This is a genomic window from Pelomonas sp. CA6, from assembly GCF_022549225.1.
Taxonomy (GTDB): Bacteria; Pseudomonadota; Gammaproteobacteria; order Burkholderiales; family Burkholderiaceae_C; genus Roseateles.
In genome coordinates, this window is record NZ_JAKZFD010000011.1 from 133,480 (window position 1) to 147,434 (window position 13,955).

The 13,955-nt window shown below is 70.6% G+C and carries 14 protein-coding genes; 10 read left to right on the plus strand and 4 right to left on the minus strand.

Features of this window, described 5'->3' with window-relative positions:
• Positions 1 to 49: 49 nt before the first annotated feature.
• The 7 genes from aspS to LZ017_RS18260 are packed head-to-tail and all read left to right on the plus strand — an operon-like array spanning position 50 to position 7,781.
• Entirely contained in the window at positions 50 to 1,408 is a 1,359-nt protein-coding gene (aspS, locus tag LZ017_RS18230) for an aspartate--tRNA(Asn) ligase (RefSeq protein WP_241398337.1), read from the plus strand.
• Entirely contained in the window at positions 1,398 to 2,432 is a 1,035-nt protein-coding gene (locus LZ017_RS18235; RefSeq protein WP_241398338.1) for a hypothetical protein, read from the plus strand. The genes aspS and LZ017_RS18235 overlap by 11 nt, the downstream gene beginning before the upstream one ends.
• Before the next feature lie 12 nt (positions 2,433 to 2,444).
• Positions 2,445 to 3,533: an amino acid--tRNA ligase-related protein gene (locus LZ017_RS18240; RefSeq protein WP_241398339.1), complete on the plus strand. Its 1,089-nt coding sequence runs from the start codon at positions 2,445 to 2,447 to the stop codon at positions 3,531 to 3,533.
• 1 nt (position 3,534) lies between these two features.
• On the plus strand, positions 3,535 to 4,641 hold the full coding sequence (locus LZ017_RS18245) for an alpha-hydroxy acid oxidase (RefSeq protein WP_241398340.1): 1,107 nt from the start codon (positions 3,535 to 3,537) through the stop codon (positions 4,639 to 4,641).
• On the plus strand, positions 4,634 to 5,752 hold the full coding sequence (locus tag LZ017_RS18250) for a PLP-dependent aminotransferase family protein (RefSeq protein WP_241398341.1): 1,119 nt from the start codon (positions 4,634 to 4,636) through the stop codon (positions 5,750 to 5,752). The genes LZ017_RS18245 and LZ017_RS18250 overlap by 8 nt, the downstream gene beginning before the upstream one ends.
• Before the next feature lie 2 nt (positions 5,753 to 5,754).
• On the plus strand, positions 5,755 to 6,855 hold the full coding sequence (locus LZ017_RS18255) for a TauD/TfdA family dioxygenase (protein ID WP_241398342.1): 1,101 nt from the start codon (positions 5,755 to 5,757) through the stop codon (positions 6,853 to 6,855).
• Positions 6,846 to 7,781 (plus strand): cupin-like domain-containing protein, encoded by a 936-nt coding sequence (locus tag LZ017_RS18260; protein ID WP_241398343.1) that lies wholly within the window; start codon positions 6,846 to 6,848, stop codon positions 7,779 to 7,781. Before LZ017_RS18255 ends, LZ017_RS18260 begins: the two co-directional genes overlap by 10 nt.
• Before the next feature lie 108 nt (positions 7,782 to 7,889).
• Here the strand turns inward: LZ017_RS18260 and aceA are convergent, their stop codons facing one another.
• Positions 7,890 to 9,185 carry an isocitrate lyase gene (gene aceA, locus LZ017_RS18265; RefSeq protein ID WP_374109947.1) on the minus strand — a complete coding sequence of 432 codons (1,296 nt, stop codon included), beginning with the start codon at positions 9,183 to 9,185 and terminating at the stop codon, positions 7,890 to 7,892.
• Positions 9,186 to 9,558: 373 nt separating this feature from the next.
• On the opposite strand from aceA, the gene LZ017_RS18270 reads away from it, so the two are divergent.
• Together LZ017_RS18270 and LZ017_RS18275 are read left to right on the plus strand one after the other, a co-directional pair.
• The gene (locus LZ017_RS18270; RefSeq protein WP_241398344.1) at positions 9,559 to 10,002 is read left to right on the plus strand and encodes a hypothetical protein; all 444 of its coding nucleotides are present in this window, start codon (positions 9,559 to 9,561) and stop codon (positions 10,000 to 10,002) included.
• A 43-nt stretch (positions 10,003 to 10,045) separates the two neighbouring features.
• Complete coding sequence (locus LZ017_RS18275; protein WP_241398345.1) at positions 10,046 to 10,651, plus strand: Fic family protein; 606 nt, start codon at positions 10,046 to 10,048, stop codon at positions 10,649 to 10,651.
• Between the two features lie 52 nt (positions 10,652 to 10,703).
• Here the strand turns inward: LZ017_RS18275 and LZ017_RS18280 are convergent, their stop codons facing one another.
• Positions 10,704 to 11,306 (minus strand): MarC family protein, encoded by a 603-nt coding sequence (locus LZ017_RS18280; protein ID WP_241398346.1) that lies wholly within the window; start codon positions 11,304 to 11,306, stop codon positions 10,704 to 10,706.
• A gap of 118 nt (positions 11,307 to 11,424) precedes the next feature.
• Between LZ017_RS18280 and LZ017_RS18285 the strand changes: the two genes are divergently transcribed.
• Entirely contained in the window at positions 11,425 to 11,892 is a 468-nt protein-coding gene (locus LZ017_RS18285) for an Lrp/AsnC family transcriptional regulator (protein WP_241398347.1), read from the plus strand.
• A gap of 15 nt (positions 11,893 to 11,907) precedes the next feature.
• Here the strand turns inward: LZ017_RS18285 and xerD are convergent, their stop codons facing one another.
• A complete protein-coding gene (gene xerD, locus LZ017_RS18290; protein WP_241398397.1) occupies positions 11,908 to 12,804 on the minus strand; it encodes a site-specific tyrosine recombinase XerD in 897 nt (298 codons plus the stop codon).
• 22 nt (positions 12,805 to 12,826) lie between these two features.
• On the minus strand, positions 12,827 to 13,813 hold the full coding sequence (locus LZ017_RS18295) for a tripartite tricarboxylate transporter substrate binding protein BugE (RefSeq protein WP_241398348.1): 987 nt from the start codon (positions 13,811 to 13,813) through the stop codon (positions 12,827 to 12,829).
• Positions 13,814 to 13,955: the final 142 nt, after the last annotated feature.

Consider the following 13,955-nt stretch of genomic DNA (forward strand, 5'->3'; position numbering starts at 1 on the left):
AGGTTGCGGGTTCGAGTCCCGCTGGGCGTACCAACACCAGGAGAGCCCCTTGAGCACCGAGACGCTGCTGGCGCCGCCCGCACAGGGCCTGCGCTCCCCGCCCAAGGTCTTCATCGAGGACCTGCCCCGCCACCTCGACCGGCCGGTGCTGCTGGAAGGCTGGCTGGTCGCCGTCCGGCGCAGCCGCAGCCTGAGCTTTCTCGTGCTGAAGGACCGCAGCGGCGAGGTTCAGGGCGTTTGCCGCGATGAGCTCGCGGCCTCGCTGCAGGGGCTCAACCCCGAGAGCGCGCTGCGCGTGCAGGGCCTGGCCCGGCGTGGCCGCCCGGGGCCGCACAGCGCGATCGAGATCGAGGTGCAGGCCATCGACGCGGTGGCGCTGGCGCAGGCGCCGCTGCCGCTGCAGCCCGGCGCCACCGAGGAGCAGCGCCTGGACCACCGCTACCTGGACCTGCGCCATCCGCGCAAACAGCTCATCTTCCGCGCGCAGAGCAGCCTGGAAGCGGCGGCGCGCGGCTTCCTGCTGCAGCGCGGCTTCCTGGAACTGCACACGCCCAAGATCACCGCTGGCGGCAGCGAATCGGGTGCCGCGGTCTTCAAGCTGCCCTACTTCGGCCAGCAGGCCTGCCTGGTCCAGTCGCCCCAGTTCTACATGCAGATGGCGATGGCCGCCGGCATGGACCGCGTCTTCGAAGTCGGCCCGGTATTCCGCGCCGAATCGGCGCAGACCAACCGCCACGCCACCGAGTTCACCTGTCTGGACGTGGAGCAGTCCTGGCTGGAGGACACCGGCGCGCTGATGGACCTCGCGGAAGCGCTGCTGCGCGAGATGCTGTCTGCGGTGCGCCAGCGCCATGGCGCCGAGGTGATGCGCAGCCTGGACCTGCCCGTCGAGGTGCCCGAGACCCCCATTCCGCGCCTGCCGCTGGCGCTGGCGCGACAACTCAATCCCGAGCTGGCGGGCGGCCGGCTGACCCACCAGGCCGAGCAACTGCTGTGCAAGCACGCGCGCGAGCTGAGCGGGCACAGCTTTGTCTTCATCACCGACTACCCGGCGGCGGACCGGCCGTTCTACACGCGCCACCGCGATGCCGCCAGCGGCCAGGAGGGCCAGGGCGCGCCACTGAGCTGCAGCTTCGACCTGCTGTGGCGCGGCATGGAGATCGCCTCGGGCTGCCTGCGCGAACACCGCCACGAGCGGCTGCAGCGGCAGGCGGCCGACGCCGGCCTGGACGACCAGGCGCTGAGCCACTACCTGCAGCGCCACTACCTGCCGATGTTCCGCCACGGCTGCCCGCCGCATGGCGGTTTCGGCATCGGGCTGGACCGGCTGATGATGGCCCTGCTGGGCCAGCCGTCCATCCGCGAGACCAGCTTCGTCTACCGGGGGCCCGAGCGCCATGTGCCCTGACGCCCGCGCCCCATCCACCACCGACGCCGGCCTGCCCGAGCTGGGCGGCTTCATGCTGCCGCGCGTGCAGCGGCTGCTGGCCGCCGCGCCGCTGCCCGTGCTGCCACCGCAGTCCGCGCCGCGCTCGCCGCTGGGCGCGCATGCGCTGCGTCTGCGGCCCGCGCGCGCCGAGCGGGCCGCCGCCGACTGCGAAAGCCTGGCCGGCTGGCTGCAGTCCTGCGCCTGGGTGGAGCAACTGGCGCTGCGCCCGCCCCATGTCTATCTGCGTCCGCAGGCCAGCGCGGCCGGCGAATGGGTGCAGGCCGGCATGGCGGAGCGGCTGCGCCTGCTGCGCTCGCGACTGGACACGGCGGCCGCGCCCGAGGACGGCCGTCCCGGGACCCGCAGCCTGCATCAGTTCCGCATCGAGACCGTGGCCACGGCCTGGCAACGCCTGTGCGTGGCGCTGGGACGGCCGGCGCTACCACCACCGGCCGTTGAGGGCCTGGACGTGCCGCAGGGCACGCTGCGCGCCCGAGCCGGCGGCAGCGTGGGCTTGCAGGACGTTTTTTCGGCCTTGCAGGCGCTGATGCGGGACTGGCCCGGCGGCGCGCCCGGCGCGTCGCTGGCGCTGCGCTTCTTCCTGCTGCGCTGGCCGCGCGGGCAGCGCGTGCTGCTCACCGACGCCCGGCTGGCCGAGAGTCAGCGCGCGCTGGCCCTGCTGTGCCGCGATGCGGGCGAGCCACCCAGCGTGGTGTCCGGCGGCGCCGCCGCGCGGCGGCGCGGCGAACTGGCCGCCACCGTCGACCAGTTGGACGCGGCCCTGCAGCGCGCGCTGGAACAGCAAGACCCCTGCCCGCTGCTGCGCCATGTGCTGCAGGTCGCCGAGGCACTGGACGACGCCCATCCGGTGCTGGCCGCGGACGACGGCATGCGCCAGGCCGCCGGCCAGGCGATCGCCGCTGGCCTGGATCTGTGCGGGCTGGCCGATCTTCCCGCTCCGCCGTGCCCTCACCGGTCACCCCAACCGCCTTTCGCTTCTTGAGAGGAGCCGCTCATGCCCACCCCGATCCCCACGCCCCATGGTTTCCGCGCCGCCTATGCCTGGACCGGCGATGTGCTGGCCGCGCTGCGCGGTTCGCTGGACCACCTGGGTTTCATCGAGATCCTGCCGGCCATCCTGTCCGAGCGCTATGAACCGGGCGCGCGGCACAGCATCGCCGTGCTGGGCGACCGCGCGCTGCCCGACGTCCACACCACCCAGGGCCCCGGCGGCAAGCCGCGCGTGACGGTCAGCGGCGAGCGCTTCTACTACCTGCCGGTGAGCCATTGCGTGGAGAAACAACTGGCGCTGGAGCATGCGCAGCGGGTCTACTGCATGGCCCCGTGCGTGCGCCTGCTGATGGACGGCGAGGACCGCAGCGGCCGCCATCTCTACACCTTCTTCCAGGCCGAGATCGAGTGGCACACCGAGGATGTCAACGAGGCCCACGACACGATCGAGGCCATCCTCAGCGGCTTCGCGAGCCGGCTGCGCGAGCGGCTGCGCGGCAGCGGCCGGCTGGACGATCGTGTCCAGGCCCGTCTGTCCGCGCTGGAAGCCACGCCTTATGAGCGCATCAGCTTTGCGCAGGCGCGCGAACGCGTGCGCGGCATCGGCGGCGCCGCCAATCCGCATGCCGCCGGCGACCTGACCCATGCCGAGGAGAAAGTGCTGTCCGAGGCCGCCCGTGCGCCCTTCTGGCTCACCCGCTATCCCGACGGCGTGCGCGACTCGCTGTACCGGCGCAACGACGACGGCAGTTTCGCCACCTACGACCTCATCCTGCCGCACGGCGAGGGCGAGCTGGCCACCGGCGGGCTGCGCCCCGATTCGGGCGCCGACATCCTGGCCCAGGCGCAGAAGTTCACCGCAGCGCCGCACCGCTACTACGCGGACTGGAAGCAGCGCACGCGGCTGCAGACCGGCGGCATCGGCTTCGGCGTGGAGCGGCTGATCCGCTACTGCGCCGGCGCGTCCAGCGTGCTGGACCTGCGCTATGCCCACGACCAGGGCCCCAACGCGCTGATCGGCGCCGAGTCCCCGGACGGCCGCGAGTCCGCCCGCCCGGCGCGCGGCGGCACGTCGTCCCATGGAGAGCTCTGACATGAGCACCGCCACACCGCTGAACCTGGCCGACATGGAAGTGGCCGCGCGCATGGCGCTGGACCGGGCCACCTGGGCCTACGTGGCCGGCGGCGCGGGCTGCGAGCGCGGCATCGCCGGCAACCTGGAGGCGCTGGACTCGGTCTGGCTGCAGCCGCGCGCGCTGCTGGGCGGCACGCCGGCCCAGACCGGCTGCACGCTGCTGGGCACACGCCTGGCGCTGCCGGTGCTGCTGGCGCCCACCAGCCCGCAGCGGCTGCTGCATCCGCAGGCCGAGCTGGCCACCGCGCGGGCGGCGGCCGAGGCGGGCAGCATCTCCATCGTCAGCACCGACAGCCATTACGCCTTCGCCGAGATCGCCGAGCAGGCGCCGCAGCGCTGCTGGTTCCAGCTCTATGCCTACCGCTCGCAGCGCGATGTCGACGCCAGCCTGGACATGGCCGCGGCAGCCGGCGCGGCGGCCCTGGTGGTGACGGTGGACGCCTCCTTCGCCGCACGGCGGCTGAGCACGCGCCGCGCGGGCTTCCATGTGCCCGCCGACATCGCCTTCGGCACCTTGCGCGCGCTGGGCATCGGCGACGGCAGCGTGCCGGCCAACGGGCGCATGGAGCGGCTGGCGCTGCGCTGGGAAGACCTGGAGCGCCTGCGCCGGCGCTGGAAGGGCCCGCTGCTGCTCAAGGGCGTGCTGGATCCGCGCGACGCCCGGCGCGGCCTGGACTGCGGGGTGGACGGCCTGATCGTCTCCAACCACGGCGGCCGTCAGCTGGACGCCGTCGTGCCCAGCCTGTGGGCGCTGCAGCGCATCGTCGAGCAGGTCGGCCGCGCGCGCCCGCTGCTGCTGGACGGGGGCATACGCAGCGGCACCGATGTGATCAAGGCCCTGGCGATCGGGGCCCACGCGGTCTGCATCGGCCGGCCCTACTTGTGGGGCCTGGCACTCGGCGGCCAGGCCGGCGTGCACAGCGTGCTGACGCTGCTGCAGGCCGAGCTGCAGGACGCGATGATGCAGATGGGCCTGTCCAGCCTGGAAGAGATCGACCCGGACTGCCTGGTGGACCCGCGCACGCTGCGCGCACGGGCACCAAGCTGGGGAGCCGACCATGCCTGAGACCCGCCCCGGCACGGAGCTCCTGCCGCTGACGCGCGGCATTCCCCCGGCCGAGACCATCCCCAGTGCCGCGCTGGCCGACTGCGCCCGCGAGGTGCTGGCCGACACCCCGGCGCGCCTGTTCCAGTACGCGCCGCTGGGCGGCCACAAGGGCGACGCACTGCTGCGCGAGCAGCTGGGGCGCTTCCATGGCGCCGACCCGGAGGGCATCTTCGTCGGCAACGGCTCGCTGCAGGTGCTGGACCTGCTGTGCGCCGAACTGCGCCCGGCCGGCCCCTTCGAGGTGCTGGTGGAGTCGCCCAGCTACGACCGCGCGCTGGGCATCTTTCAGCGCCACGGCGCGCGGCTTCTGGGCGTGCCCCTGCAGGCGGATGGCCTGGACCTGGATCGGCTGGAGGCGCTGCTGACCCGGCACACGCCGCGCCTGCTCTACACCATCGCCGACTTCCAAAACCCCAGCGGCGTGACGCTGGGTGCGGCCAAGCGCCGGCGCCTGCTGGCGCTGGCGCGCGAGCATGGCTTCATCGTCGTCGAGGACCTGCCCTATCGCGCGCTGCGCTACCACGGCAGCAGCCCGCCCGGGCTGGCCGAGCTGGCCGACGGCGCGCGCGTGATCAGCCTGTGCTCGCTGAGCAAGATGCTCAGCCCCGGCCTGCGCATCGGCTACGCGCTGAGCGACCCGGCGACGGCGCGCGCGCTGGCCGCGCGGGCCGAGAACACCTATCTGTGCGCGCCCCCGCTGTGCCAGGCGATCGCCGCGCGCGCGCTCGGCCTGGGCCTGATGGAGCGCAACCTCGCGCAGGCCCGGCAGCTGCTGGCGCCCCGCCATGACGAAGCCCTGCGCCGCATCCGCCCGCTGCTGGGCGACACGCTGATGGCTGTGCCCGACGGGGGCTACTTCATGAGCGCCCTGCTGCCCTGCGCCCACGGCGAGGCCCAGCTGATCGGCCGCGCCGCGGAGCGCGGCGTCGCGCTGACGCCGGGCAGCCCGTTCTTCCCGCCGGACCAGGTGCCGGCGCAGCGCTTCTTCCTGCGCATTCCCTTCCAGTCGCTGGACGGCGATCGCCTGGAGCGCGCGCTGCACGCGGTGCTGGACGCGGCGAGGAGCTGAGCATGGGCGGCGCCTGCAGCCTTCCTCTGCTCCCGCCGCGCCTGGCGGCGCACCGCCCGCCAGGCGGACCGCGCAGCAGCGCCACCGCCGCCGGCCGGCCCCGTTCCGCCGCCCCCGCGCGGCTGCCGCGCCGCGGGCCGGGGCCCGACGGACGGGCGGCCGCGCTGATCCCGCCGGTCCGGCCCGACCGCGCGCCAGCGCTGTGGGAGCACGCGGGCGCGCGCTACCTCGCCTCGCACGCCCCCGAGGCCCTGCGGGCGCTGGCGGCCTTCCGCCGCGGCGATGCGGTGTCGCTGCACCTGGGCGGCCTGGCCCTGGCGCAGGACCTGCCGGCACCGCCCACGCCCTACCAGGGCCAGTCCCGGCCGGAGCAGATCCCGCTGACGCTGCTGAAGCTCTTCGGCCTGGTGCGCCACATGGGGGCACGCGTGATCGCCTACGCCAACGAAGACGGCGGACGCATCTACCGTGACGTCGCCGCGCGCCAGGACGCCCAGGACGAGTTCAGCTCCCAGGGCTGGGCGCAGCGCCTGCCCTGGCACACCGACTGCGCCTACCGGCCGCTGAGCGATGGCGCGCCGCACGGCCGCTTCGCCGATGGTTCGCCGGCCCCACGCTGGCTGGTGTTCTGCGTCGTCCACGACGAGCCGGCCGTCCCGCTCACGCTGGTGCCGGCGCGCGGCGTCCTGGCGCGGCTGGCACCGTCGCATCTGCAAGCGCTGATGCAGCCCGAGTTCGACATCGCCAGTCCCCACTCCTTTGGCCCGCAGCAGCTGTCGCAGGCCCTGCCGCTGCTGCTGCCCGACGGCCGCGGCGGGCATCTGGTGCGGCTCAACGAACAGGGCTGCGCCGGACGCACGGGGCGCGCGCGCGACGCGCTCGCCGCGCTGTCCGAGGCGCTGCAGGACCCGCCGGGCCTGCAGCGCATTGCGCTGCGCGCCGGCGACCTCATCGTGCTGGACAACTGGCGCGCCTTTCACATGCGCAGCGCCTACACGCCGCGCTGGCAGGGCCGCGACCGCTGGCTGGTCCGCGTCTATGCGGTGCCGCACGAGTTGCACGGCCTCCCTCTGCGCAAGGGCATGGAGCGCATATGGCGATGACCCCCCCGACCCACCCGCCACTGCGGCTGCGCGAACTGGAGAACCCGGGCCGCGAGGACTTCCTGGCCTGTGCGCGCGACGGCCAGCCGGCGCTGATCCAGGGCGTGGTGCCGCATTGGCCCTGCAGCCGGCTGTGGAGCGACGACTACCTGCGCCAGCGCCTGCGCGGCCGCAAATTCCTCGTCAACGAGAGCCGCGACGGGTTGTTCGGCATCCAGTCCAGCCGCATGCTCGATGCGCAGGGCCTGTGCCATCTGAGCTTCGACGAGTTCCTGGACCGCCTCTACACCTATGGCGCCGACCAGGGCGACGAAGATGCCGGCGCGGGCGCGCGCGGGCCGGTGCTCTACATGCAGCAAAAGCCGGCGGCGCAGGCCTTTCCTGAGCTGCTGCCCGACGTGGGCCAGCCGGGCTTCGTCGACCCCGCCACCCTTACCCAGCTCAACATCTGGATCGGCCAGCGCCACAGCCGCATTCCCCTGCACTACGACAGCTACGACAACCTGCTGGTTCAGGTGCGCGGGACCAAGTCGGTGCGGCTCTGGGGCTTTTGGCAGACGCCCTGGCTCTACCCAGGGCTGGACGGCGTGGAGTTCGCCAGCCAGGTCGACCCCGAGCATCCAGACCTGGCGCGCTTCCCACTCTTCGCGCAGGCACGCTGCGAGCTGGACTTCCGCCTGGAGGCCGGGCAGATGCTCTACCTGCCGCCCTTCTGCTGGCACTCCATCCACGCGCTGAGCCATGCCAACATCAGCATCAACGCCTGGTACGACACGGCCTTCGGCGCGCCGCGCCAACCCCTGCATCTGGCGCGCGAGCTGCTGCGCCTGACCCTGGCGCAGGTCCAGGCCCTGCCGCAGTCACAACGGGACGTCGCCTGGCTGTGTCTGCGCCATGCGGCCGATGCGCCGCCGGCGCCGCGCTGATCGATCGCCGGGCGGGCGAAGGCGGAAATAAAGAAGAGGCCTTGCGGCCTCTTCTTCTTGACGGGCGCCTGATGGCGCCGCTCTGCCTGCCGGGTCTGGCGACCGCGATCAGGCGCGCTTGTCGAAGAACTGCTCGTCTTCGGTCGAACCCTTCAGCGCCGCGGTGGAGGCTTCGGCTTCGATGGTGGTGGTCACCGCATCGAAGTAGCCGGTGCCGACCTCGCGCTGGTGCTTCACCGCGGTGAACCCACGCTCGGCGGCGGCGAATTCCTTCTCCTGCAGCTCGACGAAGGCGCTCATGTTGTTGCGCGCATAGCCATAGGCCAGGTCGAACATGGAGTAGTTCAGGCTGTGGAAGCCGGCCAGCGTGATGAACTGGAACTTGTAGCCCATCGCGCCCAGTTCGCGCTGGAACTTGGCGATGGTGGCGTCGTCCAGGTTCTTCTTCCAGTTGAAGGACGGCGAGCAGTTGTAGGCCAGCAGCTTGCCCGGGAACTTGGCGTGGATGGCCTCGGCGAAGGCCTTCGCGAAGGCCAGGTCCGGCTTGCCGGTCTCGCACCAGATCATGTCGGCGTAGGGCGCATAGGCCAGGCCGCGGCTGATCGCCTGCTCCAGCCCGTTGCGGGTGCGGAAGAAGCCTTCCACGGTGCGCTCGCCGGTACAGAAGGGCTTGTCGTTGTCGTCCACGTCGGTGGTGACCAGGTCACCCGCCTCGGCGTCGGTACGGGCCAGCAGCACGGTGGGCACGCCCATGGTGTCGGCGGCCAGGCGGGCAGCGATCAGCTTGGCCACGGCCTCGCGGGTGGGAACCAGCACCTTGCCACCCATGTGGCCGCACTTCTTGGCGGCGGCCAGTTGGTCTTCGAAGTGAACGCCGGCGGCGCCCGCGTCGATCATGGCCTTCATCAGCTCAAAGGCGTTCAGCACGCCGCCGAAGCCCGCTTCCGCGTCGGCCACGATGGGCGCGAAGTAGTCAGTGTCGTTCTTGCCTTCGGACCACTGGATCTCGTCCGCGCGCTTGAAGGTGGCGTTGATGCGCTTGACGACCTTGGGCACCGAGTCCACCGAGTACAGAGACTGGTCCGGGTACATCTCGCCGTTGCTGTTGGCGTCACCCGCCACCTGCCAGCCGGACAGATAGATGGCCTTCAGGCCGGCCTTGACCTGCTGCATGGCTTGGTTGCCGGTCAGCGCGCCCAGCGCGTTGATGAAGGGCTCGGTGTTGACCAGCTTCCACAGCTTCTCGGCACCGCGCTTGGCCAGCGTGTGCTCGATGGGCAGCGAGCCGCGCAGGCGCACGACGTCGGCGGCGCTGTAGCCGCGCTGGATGCCTTTCCAACGGGGGTTTTCGGCCCAGTCCTTTTCCAGGGCGGCGATTTGCTGTTCACGGGTCAGAGTCGTCATGGTGTGCTCCTGCTAGCCAGAGGGGTGAAACAAAGAAGCTTTGTTGGACTCAAGCGTAGACCCTCGCCATCGCCACCGGAAGACTTATGTCTTATATAAGACTAAAAATCTTCACCAATGAAATCAATAACTTATTCAATCAATTTCTTATCATGAAAAGCTTTTTGCCATCATGAGAAATTTTGCGGCAGCGCAGCAAGGTTCGTTTCCACGATATGGAATCAGCTTTTCATATCGCGAAGGCCGGCCGGGCCGGCGCCCTGGGCGCGCCAGGCCCGGCTCCGCACCGGGCGCGCCCGCCATGCCTGGGCTTTGAAATTTGATGGCAAAAGGCGCAAACTGCCATCAGTTCTCACCTTGGAAAGCCACACCCATGGACACTGCCAAGAAGTCCCGCAAGTCCTCGCTGCCCACTCGCGCGCCGACCCAGGCGGCCGGGACCGTCGTCAAGGACGTGGCGCTCCGCCGCGTCACGACCGTGCGCCTGCCCGAGGCGCTGCACCAGGAGCTGGAGGCGATCAAGCAGTTGGACGACAGCAGCCTGAACCATGTGTTTGAGGAAGGCATGCGCTACTACGTGCAGGCGCGCCGCGATCTGCTGGAGCAGCAGCTGGACCGCGCGCTGCGGGCGATCCGCGAACGCCCCCCTTCGGAGGAAGACTTCGACGCGGCGATCGCCCGGCTGGTGCGGCAGGAGGCCAGCTTCGGAACGCACGACCCCGCGCAGGGGCGCCTGATCAGCGGGCGCCAGCCAGTCCCCGGGGCCGCGGCGGGCGATCTGGCCGCCCGCATCCGCACGCTGATGTCAGCCGGCTGACGCAGTGGCCACCGCTCCGCATTGGGATGCCGACAGTCCCGAGTTGACGACCAACCTGACGCGCGTCCTCCAGGCCGTCAAGACCCATGCGCAGGCCCGGTCCACCTTGACGGCAGCCGACGTCCTGGGCTGGCATGCCGACATGATGCTCGGCCTGGCGATCCCGGAGGCCGCCGGCGTCGGTCTACAGGAAGACGATCTCAGGGGCGCCTTCAGAGGTCCGCCCAAGCTCGACGACATCGAGGTGGAAATCGGCGGCACCCTGGGCACCGCCGCCGCGCAGGTGGCCAGCGAGGTGGACCAGCTGCTGCAGCGTGTGCAGACCGCCATCGCGGCCTTGGATTCGGCGCTGCAGGGCCGCGGGCCGCAGGCCTATGCGCCGGGTGAGCTGCATGCCGTATGCCAGCTCGCCGCCATGCTCCACGGCGAATGGGTCCGCATCCACCCCTTCGGCAATGGCAACGGGCGCAGCGCCCGGCTGCTCACCAACTGGGTGTTGATGCGCTACGGCATCCTGCCCCTGCTGAGCCCCAGGCCCCGGCCGGGTGGCGGATATGAGGCCGCCAGCATGCAAGGCATGCAAGGCCGGCACGATGCCATGGTCCGCCTGCTGCTGAAGGAAGTGGCGGCGCTGTATCCCACGCCTTAGGAAGCAAGGCCGCCCCGGAAAGGCTGACGCGAGGCGGCGGGTGCCGCGGCGTTCAGAGCCCGCCGACGAAGTAGCGCTTCAGGCCGGCCAGCACCATTTCCACCGCGATCGCGGTCAGCACCAGGCCCATCAGCTTTTCCAGCGCCGAAACCACGGAGTCGCCGAGCAGCTTGCGGATGCGGTCGGCCAGTGTCAGCGCCAGGAAGGACACCACCATCGCCGCGGTCAGCGCGCCTATCCAATCCCAGATGCGGTCGGGCTGGCGCGAGGCCAGCAGCAGCACCGTGGCCATGGCCGACGGGCCGGCCAGCAAGGGCACGGCGAGCGGGAAGATCAGGGGCTCCTTGCCGGGCTCGGCGCCGTACGCCGATTCGCTCATGGTGCTGAAGATCATGCGGATCGCGATGATCAGCAGGATCACGCCCCCGGCGACCTCCAGCGAGCGCTCGGACAGGTGCATCACGCGCAAGAAGGCGTCGCCCAGGAACATGAAGGCCAGCAGCACCGAGAAGGCAATGCCGACCTCGCGCAGCGCGACGCGCACGCGCCGCTCGCGCGGCACCGAACGCATGATGGGGATGAAGATGGGAAGGCTGCCCAGCGGGTCCAGCACCAGCAGCAGCAGGATGAAGGCGGAGAGAAAACTGTGATCCATCGCCGGATTGTCCGCGAAGCGCCCGATGCCCGGCCCGGCGTCGCCCCACGAAGGCGCAATGTTTTCATGCCAATGACGATAATCAAGCAACAAAACCGCCGCCTGAACCGGGCCAACCATGCCAACAACGCCTTTGGACGCGCTGGACCGCAAGATCATCGAAGTACTGCAGCGCGAAGGTCGCATCTCCAATGTGGACCTCGCCGCGCGCGTGCGGCTGTCGCCGCCCCAGGCGCTGCGACGCATGCGCGCGCTGGAAGAGCGTGGCGTGCTGCGCGGCTATGGCGCCCAGGTGTCGCACGAGGCGCTGGGGCTGGGCGTGATCGCCTATGTCAGCCTCAACATCACCGCCCAGGCCTTTGCGCGCGTCCGCGAGCTGGAGGCCCTGTTGCGCGACCAGCCCGAGATCCTGGAATGCCACACGGTCTCGGGCGATTGCGACTACCTGCTGAAGGTGGTGGCGCGCGACCTGAAGTCGCTGTCCCAGTTCCTGACGGACAAGCTGATGCAGCTGGACGGCGTGGCCGACGTGCGCTCGATGATCTGCCTGGAGGAGATCAAGCCGCCCGCCGGGCTGCCGGTCTGATCGGGGCGCGCGGGCTCAGCCGCGCGGATGGTGCTGCGCATGCAGCTGGCGCAGCCGCTCGCGCGCCACATGGGTGTAAATCTGCGTGGTCGACAGGTCGGCGTGGCCCAGCAGCATCTGCACCGCGCGCAGGTCGGCGCCATGGTTCAGCAGATGGGTGGCGAAGGCATGGCGCAGCGTGTGCGGCGAGATGGGGCTGCTGACGCCGGCCTGCAGCGCGTACTTCTTGACCAGCTTCCAGAACATCTGCCGCGTCATCGCCTCGCCGCGGCGCGTCAGGAACAGGTCTTCGCTGGGCAGCCCGCCGGCCAGCACCGGACGCGCCTCGGCAAGATAGCGCAGCAGCCAGCGATGCGCTTCCTCGCCGAAGGGCACCAGGCGCTCCTTGTCGCCCTTGCCGGTGATGCGCAGCACCGCCTCGCGCAGGCCGACGTGCACGCTCTTGAGCGTGACCAGCTCGCTGACGCGCAGGCCGCTGGCATACATCAGCTCCAGCATCGCGCGGTCGCGCAGACCCAGCGTGTCCTCGGCCTCGGGGGCGGCCATCAGCGCCTCGACCTGGGCCTCGCTGAGCGTCTTGGGCGTGCGCAACGGCTGCTTGGCGGCGAGCAGCCTCAGCGTCGGATCGGCGGCGATGCGGCGCTCGCGCAGCGCCCAGCGGAAATAGCGTTTGAAGACCGACAGTCGCCGGTTCGCGCTGGTGGCGCGGGTCTGCGCATGGCGGGCGCTGGCATAGCCGAGCAGGTCGGCCTCGCTGCAGGCGTCCAGGCTGCGCCCGGCCTCGGCGTCCAGCCAGTCGGCCAGCAGCCGCAGGTCGCGGCCGTAGGCCAGCTGGGTGTTGCGCGACAGCCCCTCCTCCACCCACAGCGATTCGACAAAGGCGCGTATCGCCTGCTCGCTGTCGCGCCGCATCGGCGACTGGCTCACGCGGGGCTCAGTCCAGCTTGAGCTTCTGCGCCTCCACCACGCGCTTGTAGACCTCGTACTCCGCCTTGATCTGCGCAGCGAACTGGTCCGGCGTGTTGGCCACGATGATGGAGCCGGTGTCCTCGATGCGCTTCTTCACGTCGGGCAGCTCCACGGTCTTCTTCACCGCGTCATAGACCTTGGTCACCACGTCCTTGGGCAGGTTCTTGGGCCCCAGGATGCCGTAGTAAGCCATGCGGTTCACCGGCTCCAGCCCCAGCTCCTTGAAGGTGGGGACCTGGGGCAGCTGGGCCAGGCGCTGCGGCGCGGCGATGGCGATGGCGATCAGACGTCCATCCTTGATGAAGGGCAGCGCCGACGGCAGGTTGTCGAACATCACCGGGACTTGGCCCGCCACCGTGTCGTTCAGCGCCGGGCCGGCGCCGCGGTAGGGAATGTGAGTCAGGAAGACGCCGGACAGGTTTTTGTACAGCTCCATCTGCATGTGGCCGATGCCACCGGTGCCGGAACTGGCATAGCTGTACTTGCCCGGGTTCTTCTTGAGTTCCGCGACGAAGCCCTTGTAGTCCTTGGCCGGGAAGCTGGGATGGACCACGATCACATTGGGCGTCGCGGCGATGTTGATGATGGGCGTGAAATCCGTCAGCGTGTGGTACGGCGTCTTGGGGTTGATCGCCGGATTGGCGGCGGTCGTGGAGACGGTGGCCACGCCCAACGAATAGCCGTCCGGCTGCGCCTTGGCGATCTCGTTGGCGCCGATGATGCCGCCGCCGCCCGCCTTGTTCTCGACGATCATGGTCTGACCCAGCGTCGGCCCGATCTTCTCGGCGACCACGCGGGCGATGATGTCGGTGGTACCACCCGGGGCAAAGGGCACGACCAGTCGCACCGGCTTGGCCGGATAGTTCTGCGCCAGCGCCTGCGGGCTCAGGGCGGCCGCGGCGGCCAGGGTGGCGAGGCTGGCGCTGGCCTGGATCCAGAGTCGGCGTTTCATAGGTCTCCTGTCTTGCTTGCTGTGGTACGGGTCGCGGATGTCCCTGGACTGCCGGGACAGGGTCCGAGTATGCGCTGAACGAACAAATCCTAGCGGAAGCGCGCAGCCTCCCGTCCCGGCGGCACGGTGCGTGCTGGCACAC

What these genes read in the sequence shown, in the direction of transcription:
- LZ017_RS18235 (WP_241398338.1), top strand. Translation starts at nt 1,398, where the DNA reads ATGTGCCCTGACGCCCGCGCCCCATCCACCACCGACGCCGGCCTGCCC.
- LZ017_RS18240 (WP_241398339.1), top strand. Translation starts at nt 2,445, where the DNA reads ATGCCCACCCCGATCCCCACGCCCCATGGTTTCCGCGCCGCCTATGCC.
- LZ017_RS18245 (WP_241398340.1), top strand. Translation starts at nt 3,535, where the DNA reads ATGAGCACCGCCACACCGCTGAACCTGGCCGACATGGAAGTGGCCGCG.
- LZ017_RS18250 (WP_241398341.1), top strand. Translation starts at nt 4,634, where the DNA reads ATGCCTGAGACCCGCCCCGGCACGGAGCTCCTGCCGCTGACGCGCGGC.
- LZ017_RS18255 (WP_241398342.1), top strand. Translation starts at nt 5,755, where the DNA reads ATGGGCGGCGCCTGCAGCCTTCCTCTGCTCCCGCCGCGCCTGGCGGCG.
- LZ017_RS18260 (WP_241398343.1), top strand. Translation starts at nt 6,846, where the DNA reads ATGGCGATGACCCCCCCGACCCACCCGCCACTGCGGCTGCGCGAACTG.
- aceA (WP_374109947.1), bottom strand. Translation starts at nt 9,185, where the DNA reads ATGACGACTCTGACCCGTGAACAGCAAATCGCCGCCCTGGAAAAGGAC.
- LZ017_RS18270 (WP_241398344.1), top strand. Translation starts at nt 9,559, where the DNA reads ATGGACACTGCCAAGAAGTCCCGCAAGTCCTCGCTGCCCACTCGCGCG.
- LZ017_RS18280 (WP_241398346.1), bottom strand. Translation starts at nt 11,306, where the DNA reads ATGGATCACAGTTTTCTCTCCGCCTTCATCCTGCTGCTGCTGGTGCTG.
- LZ017_RS18285 (WP_241398347.1), top strand. Translation starts at nt 11,425, where the DNA reads ATGCCAACAACGCCTTTGGACGCGCTGGACCGCAAGATCATCGAAGTA.
- xerD (WP_241398397.1), bottom strand. Translation starts at nt 12,804, where the DNA reads ATGCGGCGCGACAGCGAGCAGGCGATACGCGCCTTTGTCGAATCGCTG.
- LZ017_RS18295 (WP_241398348.1), bottom strand. Translation starts at nt 13,813, where the DNA reads ATGAAACGCCGACTCTGGATCCAGGCCAGCGCCAGCCTCGCCACCCTG.